Genomic DNA, 15,505 nt, shown 5'->3' on the forward strand with positions numbered 1-15,505 from the left:
GTGGCCCCCCTGTGAGCCGACCGTTGCGACGGCCAGGGCGCATGAAGCACCATCCTCAGGCCGCCGCCGTGCCAATTACGTCACAGTAGGCGCCCTTTTCGCCGTTTTGCAACCGTGAATCGGCCCAAACCGACCGCCGATAAAACCGGGTAGCCTTTCTCGTCTGCCTCTTCCGCGAGACCATCCTTGTCTGGCCCCACCCGCCCCGCGCCTAACGGCATTACGACCCTTCAGACATCAATCGCCAGGCATCGGCGCGATGTTCAGCCGATTGCCGGCGTCGTTCTGTCACCAGGCTCCGCAGAGCGGCACCGTATTCAGGAAATTCTGCGGCGCGCTGGGCACACGATCTTCTCCACGGGCGACTCCGAGGACGCACTCGACCTCTATGCCGATGAGCAGCCCACGCTATTCATGATTGTGGCTGACGAGGGCCAGGACGCAGACGTGCAGGACGCAGTCGATGCGTTGAAGCAGCTGAGAGTGCTCCGTGCGGGTTGGCGAAAAGAAGTAAAAATCATGGTGATCGGAGACGGCGTACCAGGAGAGTTCGTTGACCTAAGGCTCGGACCCGGAGTCACCGCGGAAGCTTTACTGACCTCAGTGGAGACGTTGTTCCGCCGATCACGAGAATCGGCAACGATGCACACTGAAACGCAGGGCTCTGACGTCCAGGCCTCTCATGAGCACCTCGCCGATATTGCGGCAAGTTTGGGAGTGGACTTTGCCGCTGAATACGTTCGATGCAGCCTCAGCGACATACAACGACAAGCACGGATGCTGGAAGTCGAGTTGTTCCGCAAAAACCCCTCAGCCATCAGATCGTCGCTGCATGCCATCCAAGGCCTAGCGCTCAATGTTGATGCCACAGAGCTAAACACCTCATGCCGCGAGTGGCGCGCAAAAACGGACGATGAACTTTTGCACTCGACCGTTCTGATTGCCCAGTCGATTTGGAACATGCTTCCATCGGCCCGTGAACGAGCTAAGCAGGCACTTTCCAAGCTCGGCCACGGCGTAGACGTTTAGCTGAAGGCAAACAACACATGCGCTCTAGAATTGACATACGACCGCGCAAGAAGATCCTTATAGTGGACGACGTTCCATCCGGGAGAATGCTTCTTGCGGCAGTCCTGAGCAAGCACGGCTAACCACCTCAGAAGCGTCCTTTGGTGACGCAACCACTGAGCTGCTGGCTACTCAAAAGCACAATGCCGTAATTCTGAATGTGTCGATGTTGGCTACCAGCATCGAGTATGTGCATAAGGTGCGGTCACTGATGAAGCCCGAAGCACATCTGTTCGTCGCCAGTGCAAATGACCAAGGCGACTTGGAGCAGACGGTTGTCCGAGCTGGAGCTCACCATTTCCTGAGAGCACCTATCGGATTTGAAGATCTCCTCGCGAGGCTTGAGGCTATCGACCCGCCCGGGGCAGCTACGTAAGCCTGCAGACATGGATCAGGGGCTTCGATTCCTCTCGCCGATACCGCGATGAAAATCGCAATTCTCGGCGATGTCTCTTACGGCAGTCAGCCGCCACCAGCGAGGCGCTTTCGCACGGTGCTTAATTTCGGGATTCGGCATGACGCGAAACTGTTCGCGGCAGGTCCCGGACAGCACCGCTTCGGGCGACTGATCTCGCACGCCCAGGTCAAGCGCTGACAGTGTAGACGTCGAAGGCTGAGATGCCCCTACCGTAAATAGCGAGGTGAATGGCAAGACCATGAGTTGCAGCGCGCGACGCAAGACCAATTCAATGTCCAAAAGGACTTCCCTATCCCAGCCATGCAGAATATCTATCGGCCGCCCCTGGCGAGTGGAATTTGTCACATTTTCTAGCGTACCTTTCAATCTGCAGTTTTATTATGCCTAGATATAAATGGCTCAAACGGCAGCCCATGGATGTATCAAGCTCGCCCGAACCGGGATAGCATCTAGATCCAATCACGAAAAGGACGTTCTCATGACCGACATCAGGGATGCAATTAATGCAAGAACCACAGCGATGTATTCAGTTCTCATCCTCAATACCTTTTGATCCTGCGCGCCTGTTTGAATGGCGCGAGTGCAGCCGCAAGTGAGCGATACCATCGGATGGCGGCACGCCGATGCGCTCGACGTCATAGCGATCGCCTATCCAACAGAGAGACAGCGAGTTGGCTGTTGATTCGCCGCCACTCGTCCGCGGCCTTGGCCTTCTGCTTGTCTAGGTAGTCGGCAAGCTGCGTCGCATCCACAATCCATGGAGACTTCTGGCTGCCGACGCGGTACACAGGCACAGGTAGTGCATGTCGGCAGGCGCGCTTCGCCGCCTCCGCCGGCGTCATCCCGAACAAGTGAGAGCACCGATCCAAAGGAATCTGTGCGGTTTCGTACTCGGCCATCAACAAGAGCAGAGTATTCACGCCCCCGTCCTCCCTCGAAGCACACGCTGAATCTCAGCGATATGGGCTTGGGCCGCTGAAGGGTCGATATGGGTCCGTTGCTTTATGTCGACTCGGTTGGCTGCTTGCTCCGCTTCTCGCTTCCGACGCTCTCTAACCTGAGCACCAAGATCTAGAACGAATGCACCAGCAACTGCAGATCGAGCCAAGCCTCGCAGTAAGCGCAATGGCGAGGACCTAACTTCACCACGTTCGATAGCCCCCTGCAGTTCATCCAGCACGTCTTGCTGAAGGTGGCTAGGGCACCCCTCCTTGGCGAGGATCTGCGTAGCAGATAGGGCCTGCGCAGCGGCTAACTGCGGGGGCACGCTTAGATCCTTAAGCACTTCAACAACCACGGCATTCGACGCCTCACCTAGCAAATGGGCTTCCGGCTGTAGTTGTTGTGCTTTGCTTATAGTCTGGTGCTTGGTACTACTGCTCTTAGCGCCTAGACGCCCGGCTTTCGGCAGTCCAGCCGTCGGTTTTCCAGTCATCGGGCGACCGACGCCTGAAAACCCGTCGTCGGTAGATGGGGTATCGGAGATCGTGACCTCGGTGGTCCAGCGACCGCGATCGTTCTGCCGCTTACGCCGACGCAGATATCCGGCAATCTCAAGTTCGCGTAGTGCTGCCCGAATAGCATCACGTCCCTCCGCGCGCTCGCTGGCGAGATCATCTGAAGTCATGGTGTAACCGTCGGCGTTCGAAAGCAGCCGGATCGCAACCCCTAGGGCGCGATGGGTGATTCGGAAGTCGCGAATCAACGTATGAGGAACGATCTCAAACTGGCCACTTCTCGGTGCTCGGACGATTGCCGTCATGGCTTCGCCCTCTCGGAACCCGCACCCGGCGCGCTTTCATGAAGGATGTCTGCGACGATCGAGACGTCGAACAGAACGCGCCGACCCGCACGACGCTTTGCCGTATTCAGTCGGCGCGCGAAATCGGTGTCCAGGCGACTGAGGGATACTCGCAGGCCATCCTGACTCCAAGTGCCGCCAAGAATCTTTGCAAGTCCTGCATATCCGGTATATGCACCGAACGCGGTTAACAAGTAGTCCTTAGCCGATGGTCGAGCTGGACTCGCTGTCTCTGTAGTACCACTGCCAGAGCTCACCTAGAAATCTCCGTTAGCTACAAGTAACGGAGAGAATCAGAGCGAAGCCTCGGCGGTTACAAGACACCTCAGCAAGTTTAGGTTTGACAATGGATTTCCGTTGCCTTGCTCTCACTCAGACTTCCTATATATAGGAAATCCGAACGAAAATCAGTGAGAATTAGCCAACTCTCACATGAAGAACAGTTTATAAGACATTCAGCGAATTTCATCCGAGCATCGCCGTAAGTCTCAACAGTGCGCGAAGCAACGCACTTCGCCCTGCTCTGCAAGCATCTATCCTTGGATCAGGAACTCGTTCTCACTGGCCACGATCTTCATTAACAAAAAGTCGCTCCAAAGTCGCAGGCAGCAGGGTCGCATTGGCCTCGCGGAACGCGGCATGTCGGAACTTGAGTGCCGAGACAGTGGCTTGCAGATCGACGAAGACCTGCTGAACGGCAAGCGGAGGAATAGCGACTTGGATCTTGGCCAGTTTTCCACGCCCAGTGTGCGGTTGCGTCCAGCCCCTCCTGGTGAGCCTCGCCGACCTTTTCCAAGCCAGCAGGGCTGAGTAAGTAGTACAGCAGAAAGTCCACCAGCACACTTGTTGTTCATTGACGACGCAGGTCATGGTTGATCTTGTTGATCACGTCACGCAGCGGGTAGCCGCTGAGCATGCGGTTCTGCACGCCCTTGAACACGCTGGAGATGACGCGGCGCTCTCCGCCATTGGTCTCGCGGTCGGCTAGGGAGCGCAAGCAGGCGAACACGCCCTGACGGAGCTTGCGGTCCAGACCTGACGCTGACCTGACCGACCACGAATGCGCCGAAGTGAAAATCCGTTTCCGCCGAGCGGAGAAGAACGCATTACACCGTGGCCCGAGCCGAGATTCGATCGCGATTCGTGGGACAACGTCGGCCCGCAGCCGTGAGCGATCTTGAGCAATGGGAAACGTGGGCGCCGCCGCTGATTGTGGCGCTGGCCCCGTCTGCGCGGCGCGTGTTGCTACAAGCGATAGCCGTCGATCTGCGACGGTCACAACAGCGGTGTGTCGTGCAGCAACGCAACCCGGACCGCAACGCGTATGCGCCGCGTAAGCCGCAGCGTGAAGACCGCGCCGGCCGCATCCGTCGCGGTGCCATGTTCCGCCGCATCCGCGTGGCCCGGCATCTGCGAGCGACAAGCGACGCGGACGGCTTGCGCGTCGGTTACGCCGGGCGCGTCGCGCGCATCGCCCGCGCCCACCAAGACGGCGGGACCGACCACGTGTCATGCAGCGGCGCTCTTGTCCGCTATGCCCGCCGCCAACTACTGGGATTCAGCGACACTGATTGGGAACGGATTCGCGTCTGCCTTCTCAATTATCTGACGCGTCAGGGCAAGACATAGGCTATCCACCGAAATTCGCTAGCTTCGACTTTTGAAAGTTGGCTGTATCAGGGCACAACCACAACCAATCCTGCCGATTGTTGCTAGATTTAGGTGCCGGCGCATACTCAGCCGAACCGAGAACCTTACGGAAGATGCACGACTTCAAAGCACTTTCACCCCCAGACTTCGAGCACCTTACCCGGGACCTAATTGGCAAGGATCTAGCCCTGAGCTTTGAAGGTTTCTGTGCAGGTCCTGATGACGGGATAGATGGTCGCCATGCTGCAGCGGGGAAAACCACTATCTTGCAAGCCAAGCACTATGCAGGATCTTCATTCTCTAAGCTGAAGTCGGCCATGAAGCAGGAGCGGCCAGCAATCGATCGCCTAGCGCCCGATCGCTACCTGTTGGCAACGTCTTGTCCGCTTACTCCAGCCAACAAGGCGGAGCTCGCGAAGATCATTGGCGGAAAGCTGCAACAACTCGCCGACATCCTGGGGCCAGAAGATCTCAACGCGCTACTCAGAAAATACCCGAACATTGAGAGAAGCCACGTCAAACTTTGGCTATCCAGCGCCATGGTTCTGGACCGAATTGTTCGCTCCGCACATTACGATTTCGCCGCATTCACGCGAGAAGAGATGCTAGAGAAGGTGAAGATTTATGCGCCAAACTCCAGCTTTGAAAGATCTTTCGAGAAGCTGGAGAAACACCACATCCTAATCATTTCTGGCCCGCCCGGCGTGGGCAAAACCACCCTGGCTGAGATGCTTGCTTATAGCTATATCGGTGACAACTGGGAATTAATACCGATTCGTAACCTGGACGACGGCTTCGGCGCATTGAATGATACAAAGAACCGCGTTTACTACTTCGACGATTTCCTCGGGCAGATCTCGCTAGACCCAAAAACACTTGCAACAAAAGACGCTGAGCTAGCCAAGTTCATTCGAAAAGTTCGAGCCACGAGAAACGCACGATTCATCTTAACCACACGCGCTTACATTTTTGAAGAGGCCAGGACTTTATCGGAATACTTGGGAGACCCAAGCTTAAACGTCAGCAAGTACGTGCTGGACGTTGGCGTCTACACTCGCAAGATTAAGGCACTCATTCTTTACAATCACCTACTCGCCCGGAACACGCCCCAACAGTTCGTAGACGCGTTAATTCTTAGCGGGAAGTTAAAAAGCATTATTGACCACAAAAACTACAATCCACGCGTAATCGAATGGATGACTGATGTTCAGCGCATCCAGGATATCGTGCCAACTCAGTACGCAGAATCCTTCCTTCACTCATTGGCCAACCCCAAGAAGCTCTGGGAAAAAGCCTTTGACAAGCACATCAAGCCACACTGCCAACATCTGTTGATGGCGTTGTTCTTCATGCCCGAACACGGCGCAGACATAGATGAACTGCGGTTGGCATTTGACGCACTTCACTCCGTACTATGCGAGAGACACTTTCTGTCCTCTACGCCAAAAGACTTCAACGAATCGATCAGAATTTTGGAAGGTGGTTTTATTGCCCTAACCAACCACAAAGTCTCGCTCATAAACCCCTCACTTCGCGACTACTTATCTACTTACTTGAACGACCTTAGCTTGCTCCTTGCCATAGCGTCAACTGCAAAATTGGCCGTTTGGGCAAAAAATTTATGGAAGCACGCAAAATATATAAAGTCAAATGAAGAAGAACAAAAGCAACTCGCATTTGCTTTAGTTTCGGTAGCCAAGAAATTCCGAAGCTTCCCTGTCTGGAAACGCAGCCGCCAAAGTCACAATGGGCTCGAGTCACACGATATCTCAAGTGGCGAAAGACTTGGCTTGCTCCTTGAGTGGTGGCGTGTTACCGAATCGAAGACGCTTGCAGGCGTGGCGCTGGCATTTGCCAAAAGCCCAGTGGAATCTTTCGAAGCTTGGAACGATGTGGAAGAGATTGTAAAAATCTTTGATGATCTAGCGGAAGGTGACTTCGATAGATTCGATGGATACAGCAAGCTAGTGACTGAACTTGAGGGTATTCTGACGAGTTTGCTCTTAGAAGATTTAAACGGTGACCAGTTAGGCCAATTGACCAGAGCAGTAAAGTCATCTCATCACCATATAAGCGCGCAAGCCAAGATCGACCTAGTCAAAGCGATCCGACATCAAGTTAAGCAGGCCGGAAAAATAAGCTTCGACTCTGAATCCGTGTCAGATCTGTCTGATTTCGAGGATGCGTTGAGAGACCTCGCCCCACGCGCAAGCATTCCCAAAGCAGACCTCGACTACGCGATTGACATACTCCGCGAACGGCAGCAGGACATCGAGGAGAGGATGACGAAGACTCCCGCGCCGTCCATTTCACGAGTGCGCCGGAAAGAGCCGGACGATTTCAGCGACAACGAGTTGAGCAATCTTTTCAACGCTCTACTGTCTCGACCAGAGGAGTAGATATCGCTACAGCTTCTTTTACCGGCTGCACGCCTGATGCACGTTCGACGCATCTTGATGAAGTTACCAGAATTTAGTGGATGTGGAACATCACGCCATCTAGCCCCTAGCACTGTCGATGATGCCCCTTAAACCAATCGCCGCCACCTCTCTGCGCTCGGAATAAAAACTGATTACAATTGGGACTAGCGCAGCTCCTCAGGCGCGATATCATGGCTCAATTTCTCGACTTCCAGCCCGGAAGATCGACAGCATGACCTGAGCCATGGACATATTTCACGTCATCATCGACACCAGCATTTTGACCCGCACTCCTTTTAGAAGCGGAGGCTTTGATCGGCTCTTGCTTCGCGTGCAGCAGGGTCTAATTAAGCTCTATATTCCGCATATTGTTGTAGAAGAGCGGCGCTCGCAACTACTGTCCGAATACAGCAAACACGCAGAGGCAGTAAAAGCGGCACTACAACAGATGCAGCGCGGCCATATGGCGATGCTCCTAGAAGGCTTACCGGCGGTTGAATGCGTAGTTCCAACCCGTGAAGAAGTAGATAGAAATTCGCGTTCGGTTTTCCAACGGTACTTGGCGGACAACCGCGTTAACGTACTACCTTTCACCTTCGACCATGCATCAAAGGCGCTAGAACGGTACATGCTTGGAGCCCCGCCGTTCAACCCCAATGAAAGCCGCACTGGCGAGCGCAAGCACATTCCTGACTCTTGGATTTTGGAAGCCGCCCTCGAAATAAAAATGAAACCCGGTCGGCACTGCGTTCTGGTCGACGATGCGCGATTTGAATCGGCATTGAAGAATGCGGAGTTTGAGGTCTTCAAAGATCTCGACACACTTGACTCTGAAATCGAAACAGCAACCGCTGTAGTGCCGATCCTCGGAATTAACCCAGCCCCGCCGAGCAGTAGCCAGCCTGCACCACTCAACAAACTTCGAGGCGTAGCATTTAAAGATGTAGATGTTATTGTCTTGGGCATAAACGAAGCATTGAGCAACCCGAGTAAAGAGAAGCTTTTCGGGACCCTGGCGGACATGGGTATCGAGCGAACGATTGCAGAGCATGAAGCGAGAACATTAGTTCTATCAGGCGTCTTGACAGATACAGGCAGCCATCTCGTGCCGACGAACACAGAATTGGCCCGCAGCGCGGCAAGCGAACAAGTGGTAATAGACCTGCTACTGAGAGTAATCTGATGATGGACCTTGAACTCCGCTTGTCTGCGCTGAGGAATTTGGTACCCGTCAAGACTGACGAAGTAGAACAGCGGCTACTAGCAGAACTAACGCGCGTAGAGGGCGTGCTGCAGAATGGCGTGGACTACGATGAACTGTCAGCCGCCTTGAAGGCTCTAGCCGTACTAGCGCCTAGATTTCACGCACGCGTGATACCGATGCTATCTGACTTCGTGCGGTCTGTTCTGAATCGTACTTTAGAGCAGGGTGGGGAATCTATTCCAACATCGTGGATCAAGTATCGATCCGCCAGCCATTTGGTTCGCGAGGCAATCGACGTTCCTCACGCCGTGCGCTTCGTGCACACAGCGCCTCTATTGGACTTTCTGCTGGATCTGTGGAAGCTGGACGATGAAGAGGTTCAGAATAAAGCAGCGCGGATGCTGGAAGCTATAGCCGAGTTCGATCTGAATCTCTTTTATGGTCAACAAGGCCTCGGCGCAAGACCACAAGCCGAGATCGTGGCGTATTTCGGTGCATTTGACGATCAATCCCTCGTCATGCACGCTGATATTATTTTAAAGATGTTGCGTAAAGTGTTATCTCCATCGATCGAGGGCCACACCTGGAACTACAACAGCATGACCATCAGCCGCAGCGGCGTTAGGGCTTCTAGCGGTATAGCAGACATGCGCAGGTCTGCCATCTTCTTACTGAAACGCATGTATGCTCTCGACGATAACGTTAGCTACCGAAAGCGGCTTCTGAGCACCCTAGGCGAAGCGACACGCCGAGAACAGCCGAGCAATGATGCCGAAACGGCTGCAATGTTCGACCGAGACGCGGTGGATATCCTGGACTTCCTACGCTGTCAAATTCCTTCTGAGCAACTACCGCTTGTTCAAGCCATAGAGCACGACGCCTACTGGAACTACTACCACGCTGCTTCGAATGTGATTTCTGAAGCCGCAATCCACGTACGAGATTCCATTGAGGCGCGCGGCGATTATCAGATCTACAAGCAATTGATCGGCTTTGAAGGGATACATGGCTCCTGGGAGGAGCTGAAACGCTCTGAGGCAGCTTGGGAGTACGGAGACGATAAGCGCCTGCGCGCCGCCGAGCAATATGTTGACGGCATTAATGACGATAACCACATCGTCTGGCGCGACCGTATTCTAGAGTTCTCAAAAACCCGATCAGACGACTTGGCAACCTTCCCTGTCTACTACGAGTTTCTGAAATCTGTCGGCCAGAAGCGACCAGATCTTGCGTTGGAGCTAGTGCAAGACCATCAGGAGGTCATGGAACCATTTTTGATTGCGTTATTGCGCGGTCTTTGGTCTAGCGAGCGCAATGCGGAAGTTGAGGCGATCGCACAGCAATGGCTCACTAACCAGACCCACTTGGCTGATTTAGCAAAATCTCTAAATGTAGATTATCGCCCGAGATTTGATCTTCTAATCAAAGTGATCTCGGAGGCTGACCGTGTTGGGGATACGATCGCCATTATTCATGCGATGGGCGTGGCAGCTCGCCAGTACGCGCTAGGGCATACAGAGGCAAAGTCAGTATTCATGCAGGGCCTGCGCGAAGTAGCCAAGCGTGAGGATGCCCGCTGGGCAAATGTCATTTGGTTTAACCGAGACTTCGCGAAGCTCATTGAATCGATGCAGCCTGCCGAGCGGGCTGAGATAATGGCCAGCATGACACCTCTAACAAAAATCGACTATCAAGCCGAAGAAATTCTGTATGCCATTGGCCGAAGCGACCCGCCAGCGCTCGTTAGCTTTCTGATGACGCGAATACGCGAAGAGCATATCCGTGATGAACAGAGGCGCGAAGCCGCGACAGATGAAGAAAAGGGTTTCGAAGCAATACCCGATAGCCTACACAAGTTGAACAAGGTGCTGGTGGAGATGCCGGGGCCTCTACTGTCTGAAATACGTGCCAATTTTGATGCGGGCAGCTCAAGCATGTTCCCATACAGTAGCAGTGCGCGCTTGGTTATGGCTGTATTCCCAGCCTTTGAGAAGCCACTGCAAGACCAACTGTTGACCTATATCCGAACTGGGGGAACTGAGGACATCGAATTCGCAATCGCGATTCTTCGCGCATATGGAGGTACCGCACCTATCCTTCCGCTTTGCAAGGAGATCATCAAAGCCGTCCCAGAAAAGTCTAACGCCTGGAAAGGAATAGCAGCTTCTTTTCAGTCGACTGGCGTCGTGTCTGGCGAATACGGCATGGTCAACGCATTTGAAGCTAAACGCGTCGAGATTTCGTCTTGGCTGGAGGATGACAACGCGAAGGTGCGAGCGTTCGCGGAGTGGCTCACGGAGAACCTGAGTCATTTAATTGTGCAAGAGCGCCAGCGCGCGGACGAAGATTTAGCCCTGCGCAAGCACAGATACGGAATCGGCACGAACGACACTTGATGCACGTTATCAACTGAAGACAAATTCTCGCAGCCCGTGCGCCAAGATCGTCCACCGCGAGCACGCGCCGTCGCGCGAGTTCCATGTCGATGCGACCGACATCAAGCGCATCCGCAGGCCACCGGTTTGTCGCTGGCTAAGCTCATTAACATCCTAGTGAGCACGCTGCAGAACTGGGAGCAGGTGCGCTGCGAAACCAGCGGCGCCGCACGTGCTCGAAAAGGATCCTGAGCACATAATGCAAGCGCTGATCTGATTGTTTTTAGCCTGGCTCGACGTCTTTCTCATCGGGCCGACCGAACTCCTGGCGTAGGATCAGGTCCACACGCTTGGGCACCTTGCCCGCATCGTCGACCGTTGACTCGAAGACCAAGGCCAGCATCTTGACGATGACTCCCTCGTCCATCAGGTAGTCCTGGATGGCCCGGATATAGAAGCTCGTTCCTTCGGACTGGAACAGTGCATCCCCTTGGCGGCGGGAGATCTTCGCGTTGCGCGGGTCCGTGCTGTCCACATTAAACCCGGCTCCTTCCAGCGCCTGGAACAACCAAGCCGGGTTGTAGGCGGTGCCAACGATCATTTGCCGGAATACCACCGGCTTAAGAGCGTCGGGACTCAGCGGCCACCAGAACGGGTGCGTCATCCCGGGCAGATAGTGGAAGTGGCCGTCCTGTCGATAGAAGAACCAGCTCAACAAGACGGCGTTGTCCAGTCGGCCCGGCACGAGGATCTCCTGAACCTTGTTCGGCAGATCCTCCAGCCCGCGCATCATCTTCCTCGCTGGCTTGCCCATATTGCGAAGCCTCTTCGACAACGGCTGCGAGGCCAGGCGGTACGCGAACAACGCCAAGCTGCGGCCGGAAACCGCATAGGCAACACGACCGGCAGGCGCTCGCCGGAGTAACCGCTGCATCGCAACGACGCGGTTCTCTGATTCGATCGATGCCAGCGAGTCCGGCTTCTTCCGCGCCTCGACGTGGGATTTCTGGATCCGGTCCATCTGCCGCTTTAGCCGGTCCTTGGCAGCTTTGGTCAATTGGTCCACGACGTTGAACAAGGGTGCTTCGGGCACAGGCTCGGGCATTCCCTGATGCAGATCGATACCCGATCCTTCGCCGAGAATGGACATCGAGACAACGACGTGCCCGGCTTGGTCGGAATGCGATTTGAGCTCGCCGATCCCTACCACCTTGAATCCGTGCAAGTCGATCAGCGTCACATCGCCCAGCCGAAGCATGCTGGTGACGCAGTGATGCACTAGGAAATAGCCGCCGAGTAAGCGCATGTTCTTGGCAGCCTGGAGTTCGCCGATGCCGCCGATTCCCGTCGACATCACCCCCGGCTTGGGCTCTCGCACCTGCTGCGCAAGGAACTGCACCTCCTTCTGATAAAAGAAGAACGCATAGGCATCGCCGATACTACGTCCGATCTGCAACGCTTCTACCAGCCGCTCTTGTTGGCGGCTCAGGAATGACATGCGCGCCTTGAACCATGACGGCGCGTAACGGCGCTTGTCCGAGATCCTGGCTTTGCGCTCCTTGGCAATCTGAGCATGGACCTTGGACAGATCGAACAAGGCCGAGGCCAGGATCGGCTGGAACTCGACAAGCGGATCGAGCTTGTCCTTGCTGAACTTCCCAGCTTTGATGGCCGTCAGGTAACACCAGCATTTGTTGAACCTGCGCTCAGCGCGGTCCAGGGCGGTATCGACGTCCTGCTGGCGAATTCCGGCCAAACCGATTGACCTGTATAAGACGATCGGCACCGAGTCTAGTTGAAAATCCCGGGGAGCCCGGCCTAGTCGGTGCCCGCGTACGCCAGGACTACATCGCGATCGACCAGCAGTCGCACGGGAGACGCCGCCCGTACGGTCAACGTCGGCGGTAGGTCGAGGTTACGATGATTAGGTCACTCCGGTATAAATCTATATAAATTAAAAACTTAACAATTAAATTGCACAATAACAATAACAATGTTAGCGTGCTGAAACTTTGTTACTGTGGCCTTGCATGGAATACCACGGCATCCAGCGCTACCTGCAGGAAGTCCTCGCAACCAGCGTCCGCATCCGGCCGTGGGACGACGCACAGCAACTGCCGTTCTATCTCCGCAACGCCTACGACTTCGCCGAAGTCGCCCTGTTCGACACTCCTTGCTTACTGGTCATCGCGGACCGCCCTCTCGACATCGAAGCCGACATCCGCCGCCACCTCGACGTGGTGGCGAAGCACGCGCCCCAGGATGTGCTCCCGGTTTACGTCACCACGGCACTGGCGTCCTATGAGCGCAAGCGGCTAATCGCCCAAGGCGTTCCCTTCATCGTGCCCGGCAACCAGTTGTTCCTACCGCCGCTGGGGATGGACCTGCGCGAGTATTTCCGCGAGCGCCCGGACAACACCAGCAATGCGTTGAGCCCAGCCACACAGGCACTGCTGTTCACTGCCCTACTGCGCCCATGGAAGGACGAAATCCACCCGGAACGATTAAACGAGCGATTCGGCTACACGCCGATGACCGTGTCGCGTGCCACCCGGGAACTGCAGGCCGCCGGGCTGGCCAGGACATTCGCGGTCGGACGCGAGAAATGGCTGCGGTTCGACCAGCGACCGGAAGCCGTCTGGCAGCGCGCGCAATCTTGGTTGCGCAGCCCGGTACGCAGGAGCGTCTGGGCCGTGCATGCCGTCGACCCAATCAATGACGCTCCGCTCGCCGGGTTGAGCGCACTGGCCGCACAGTCCGCGTTGGCGGACTCGGCCTATCCGGAGCGCGCTATGTCTAGTGAGCGCTGGAAGCATGCGCAGCACAAGGGTCTGCTGCTCCTGCACGCACCGGAGCCAGGCGCGACCCGCTGGCAGATCTGGCGCTACGATCCCAGCCACCTCGCCGACCACGGCTTGGTTGATCCATTGTCGCTGATCGTCAGTCTTCGCGAGGACACCGACGACCGCGTACAGCAAGCCGCCGAGCAACTGGAGGCTAAGCTGCCATGGTGAGGGGCCTCGATCGCTTCCGCGAGCACTTCGTGGGATTCAGCGACCGCTATGTATTGATCGGCGGCACGGCCGCGACCGTGACGATGGAAGAGGCCGGCCTCGAATTCCGAGGCACGAAGGATCTGGATATCCTCCTGGTCGTGGAAGCGCTGGACTCCGCCTTCGGCGACCGGATGTGGCAGTTCGTAGAACGGGCCGGCTACGAGATCCGGCAGACAAGCACCGGACACCCCCGGTTTTACCGGTTCGAGAGGCCCGCCGATGTCGCTTATCCGCACATGATCGAGTTGTTCTCGCGGCGGCTCGACGACCTGGTGCTGGGCGACGATGCCTACCTCACCCCGTTGCCGATGGATGGAACGGTGTCCAGCCTGTCGGCGATCCTGCTGGACGACGACTACTACGCGTTCGTCATGGAGGGACGCCGGCAGACCGACGAACTTGCGTGGATTGAAGCCGATCGGCTCATCCCGCTGAAGGCCAGTGCGTGGCTGGATCTGAGCGCGCGGGAGGCGGCAGGGGAACCGGTCGACGGGCGCGACATCCGCAAGCATCTCAACGACGTGTTCCGGCTTGCGCAACTGCTTTCCGGCGACCAACAGATCGTGCTGCCGGGAAAGGTCACGCAACAGTTCACGGAATTTCTGGCACGTGCGGACCAGGAGAAGATCGACCTCAAGCAGCTCAAGATCGTTGGCACCACTCAAGCCGAGACCATTGCCCGGCTTCGCGACATCTACCGCGGACCATGATCAACGCGCCGCCACGGACACAATCGTCCGAACTGACGGGCGGCGCCGGGTTCACTACGAGGCTAATGTCGCCGCGCGCTATCTGGTCGCGCTGCTGACCGAAGTATTGGCGCCGGGATTGAACCATCGGATCGTCGAACGAGTCGCGTTGCAGCAGGGCGCAGGCGAACCGCTGGATGACATCATCGTCGATGCGGCCGCCAGCAGAGACGAGCTGGCAATACAGCGCACTGAAGACCTTCGGCGACTAGAGGCTGAAGAACGACATCGGAAAAAAGAGGAGCGCGACGAGCTCCTGCGCCAGAAGGCGGAAGAGAAAGGAGCTCGCGCGACGCATTGTTACCAGCCCGATGGGTTGACCAAGGCCTGCCTAATCGCGTCTCAGGTCACACTATCGGAAGGGGACAGCTGTGTCTGCACCGGGCTCTGGCGTGGCGTGCAATTGACCATCACTAGAGATTCGGCCGGCATGAGGCGAAGCGCGAGGGTCGTTTTCAAGAGGCTCGGCGCAGGAGCTGGCCAGGCTCGTCGACGGGCGGCCACGGCTGGCGCGAGATGACCGGGCTAGCGTGCGGGGTGCTGCGTGAGTGTTACACCGACTTCAGCGGCCGGCCTAACTAGCTGAACTAGTTCACGTATTTCCCGGCATCGATCCAATCCATCATGGGGGCGACGGACAAGCGCAACTGCGCGGCGGGAATGGCGGGGGTTGGAATCATCGCGGCCCATTGTAATGGCGGGACCGTAATCGCAAGAGCCGTGGCGATACGCCGACAGCCGGTGGCTACCGAGGCATGGCCGCC

Annotated in this window: 13 protein-coding genes; 8 read left to right on the top strand and 5 right to left on the bottom strand. The window is 56.2% G+C overall.

What is annotated here, in order from left to right:
• Positions 1–186: 186 nt before the first annotated feature.
• On the top strand, positions 187–1,029 hold the full coding sequence (locus ASD86_RS01485) for a hypothetical protein (RefSeq protein ID WP_056106106.1): 843 nt from the start codon (positions 187–189) through the stop codon (positions 1,027–1,029).
• 463 nt (positions 1,030–1,492) lie between these two features.
• On the top strand, positions 1,493–1,663 hold the full coding sequence (locus tag ASD86_RS26305) for a hypothetical protein (protein WP_157475980.1): 171 nt from the start codon (positions 1,493–1,495) through the stop codon (positions 1,661–1,663).
• Between the two features lie 458 nt (positions 1,664–2,121).
• Here the strand turns inward: ASD86_RS26305 and ASD86_RS01495 are convergent, their stop codons facing one another.
• The 4 genes from ASD86_RS01495 to ASD86_RS26320 all read right to left on the bottom strand — a co-directional run bounded on the left by ASD86_RS01495 (position 2,122) and on the right by ASD86_RS26320 (position 4,284).
• Entirely contained in the window at positions 2,122–2,406 is a 285-nt protein-coding gene (locus ASD86_RS01495) for a pyocin activator PrtN family protein (protein ID WP_056106109.1), read from the bottom strand.
• Positions 2,403–3,248, bottom strand: a complete 846-nt coding sequence (locus ASD86_RS26310; RefSeq protein WP_157475982.1) for a hypothetical protein — start codon at positions 3,246–3,248, stop codon at positions 2,403–2,405. The genes ASD86_RS01495 and ASD86_RS26310 overlap by 4 nt, the downstream gene beginning before the upstream one ends.
• Positions 3,249–3,845: 597 nt before the next feature.
• Entirely contained in the window at positions 3,846–4,157 is a 312-nt protein-coding gene (locus tag ASD86_RS26315; protein ID WP_157475984.1) for a hypothetical protein, read from the bottom strand.
• On the bottom strand, positions 4,138–4,284 hold the full coding sequence (locus ASD86_RS26320) for a hypothetical protein (protein WP_157475986.1): 147 nt from the start codon (positions 4,282–4,284) through the stop codon (positions 4,138–4,140). The genes ASD86_RS26315 and ASD86_RS26320 overlap by 20 nt, the downstream gene beginning before the upstream one ends.
• A 170-nt stretch (positions 4,285–4,454) precedes the next feature.
• Between ASD86_RS26320 and ASD86_RS25670 the strand changes: the two genes are divergently transcribed.
• From ASD86_RS25670 to ASD86_RS01510, 4 genes are all read left to right on the top strand, one after another.
• A complete protein-coding gene (locus ASD86_RS25670) occupies positions 4,455–4,916 on the top strand; it encodes a phage virion morphogenesis protein (protein ID WP_082577962.1) in 462 nt (153 codons plus the stop codon).
• Positions 4,917–5,050: 134 nt separating this feature from the next.
• The gene (locus tag ASD86_RS01505) at positions 5,051–7,336 is read left to right on the top strand and encodes a hypothetical protein (RefSeq protein ID WP_157475988.1); all 2,286 of its coding nucleotides are present in this window, start codon (positions 5,051–5,053) and stop codon (positions 7,334–7,336) included.
• A 265-nt stretch (positions 7,337–7,601) separates the two neighbouring features.
• Positions 7,602–8,540 (top strand): PIN domain-containing protein, encoded by a 939-nt coding sequence (locus ASD86_RS25675; protein ID WP_162253592.1) that lies wholly within the window; start codon positions 7,602–7,604, stop codon positions 8,538–8,540.
• Positions 8,540–10,957, top strand: coding sequence for a hypothetical protein (locus ASD86_RS01510; protein WP_056106115.1), 2,418 nt, complete (start codon positions 8,540–8,542; stop codon positions 10,955–10,957). Before ASD86_RS25675 ends, ASD86_RS01510 begins: the two co-directional genes overlap by 1 nt.
• A 262-nt stretch (positions 10,958–11,219) precedes the next feature.
• On the opposite strand, the gene ASD86_RS01515 is transcribed toward ASD86_RS01510, so the two are convergent.
• Positions 11,220–12,692, bottom strand: coding sequence for a hypothetical protein (locus ASD86_RS01515; protein ID WP_056106117.1), 1,473 nt, complete (start codon positions 12,690–12,692; stop codon positions 11,220–11,222).
• Between the two features lie 274 nt (positions 12,693–12,966).
• On the opposite strand from ASD86_RS01515, the gene ASD86_RS01520 reads away from it, so the two are divergent.
• The gene (locus ASD86_RS01520) at positions 12,967–13,950 is read left to right on the top strand and encodes a hypothetical protein (RefSeq protein WP_056106118.1); all 984 of its coding nucleotides are present in this window, start codon (positions 12,967–12,969) and stop codon (positions 13,948–13,950) included.
• Positions 13,944–14,702 (top strand): hypothetical protein, encoded by a 759-nt coding sequence (locus ASD86_RS01525; protein ID WP_056106120.1) that lies wholly within the window; start codon positions 13,944–13,946, stop codon positions 14,700–14,702. Before ASD86_RS01520 ends, ASD86_RS01525 begins: the two co-directional genes overlap by 7 nt.
• Positions 14,703–15,505: the final 803 nt, after the last annotated feature.

The organism is Lysobacter sp. Root690, from assembly GCF_001427785.1.
In the GTDB taxonomy this organism is placed as follows: domain Bacteria; phylum Pseudomonadota; class Gammaproteobacteria; order Xanthomonadales; family Xanthomonadaceae; genus Lysobacter.

Bases quoted from the DNA above. Each gene is read 5' to 3' on its own strand.
- ASD86_RS26305 (WP_157475980.1), top strand. From the start codon at position 1,493: ATGAAAATCGCAATTCTCGGCGATGTCTCTTACGGCAGTCAGCCGCCA.
- ASD86_RS26310 (WP_157475982.1), bottom strand. From the start codon at position 3,248: ATGACGGCAATCGTCCGAGCACCGAGAAGTGGCCAGTTTGAGATCGTT.
- ASD86_RS26315 (WP_157475984.1), bottom strand. From the start codon at position 4,157: ATGACCTGCGTCGTCAATGAACAACAAGTGTGCTGGTGGACTTTCTGC.
- ASD86_RS01505 (WP_157475988.1), top strand. From the start codon at position 5,051: ATGCACGACTTCAAAGCACTTTCACCCCCAGACTTCGAGCACCTTACC.
- ASD86_RS25675 (WP_162253592.1), top strand. From the start codon at position 7,602: ATGGACATATTTCACGTCATCATCGACACCAGCATTTTGACCCGCACT.
- ASD86_RS01510 (WP_056106115.1), top strand. From the start codon at position 8,540: ATGATGGACCTTGAACTCCGCTTGTCTGCGCTGAGGAATTTGGTACCC.
- ASD86_RS01520 (WP_056106118.1), top strand. From the start codon at position 12,967: ATGGAATACCACGGCATCCAGCGCTACCTGCAGGAAGTCCTCGCAACC.
- ASD86_RS01525 (WP_056106120.1), top strand. From the start codon at position 13,944: ATGGTGAGGGGCCTCGATCGCTTCCGCGAGCACTTCGTGGGATTCAGC.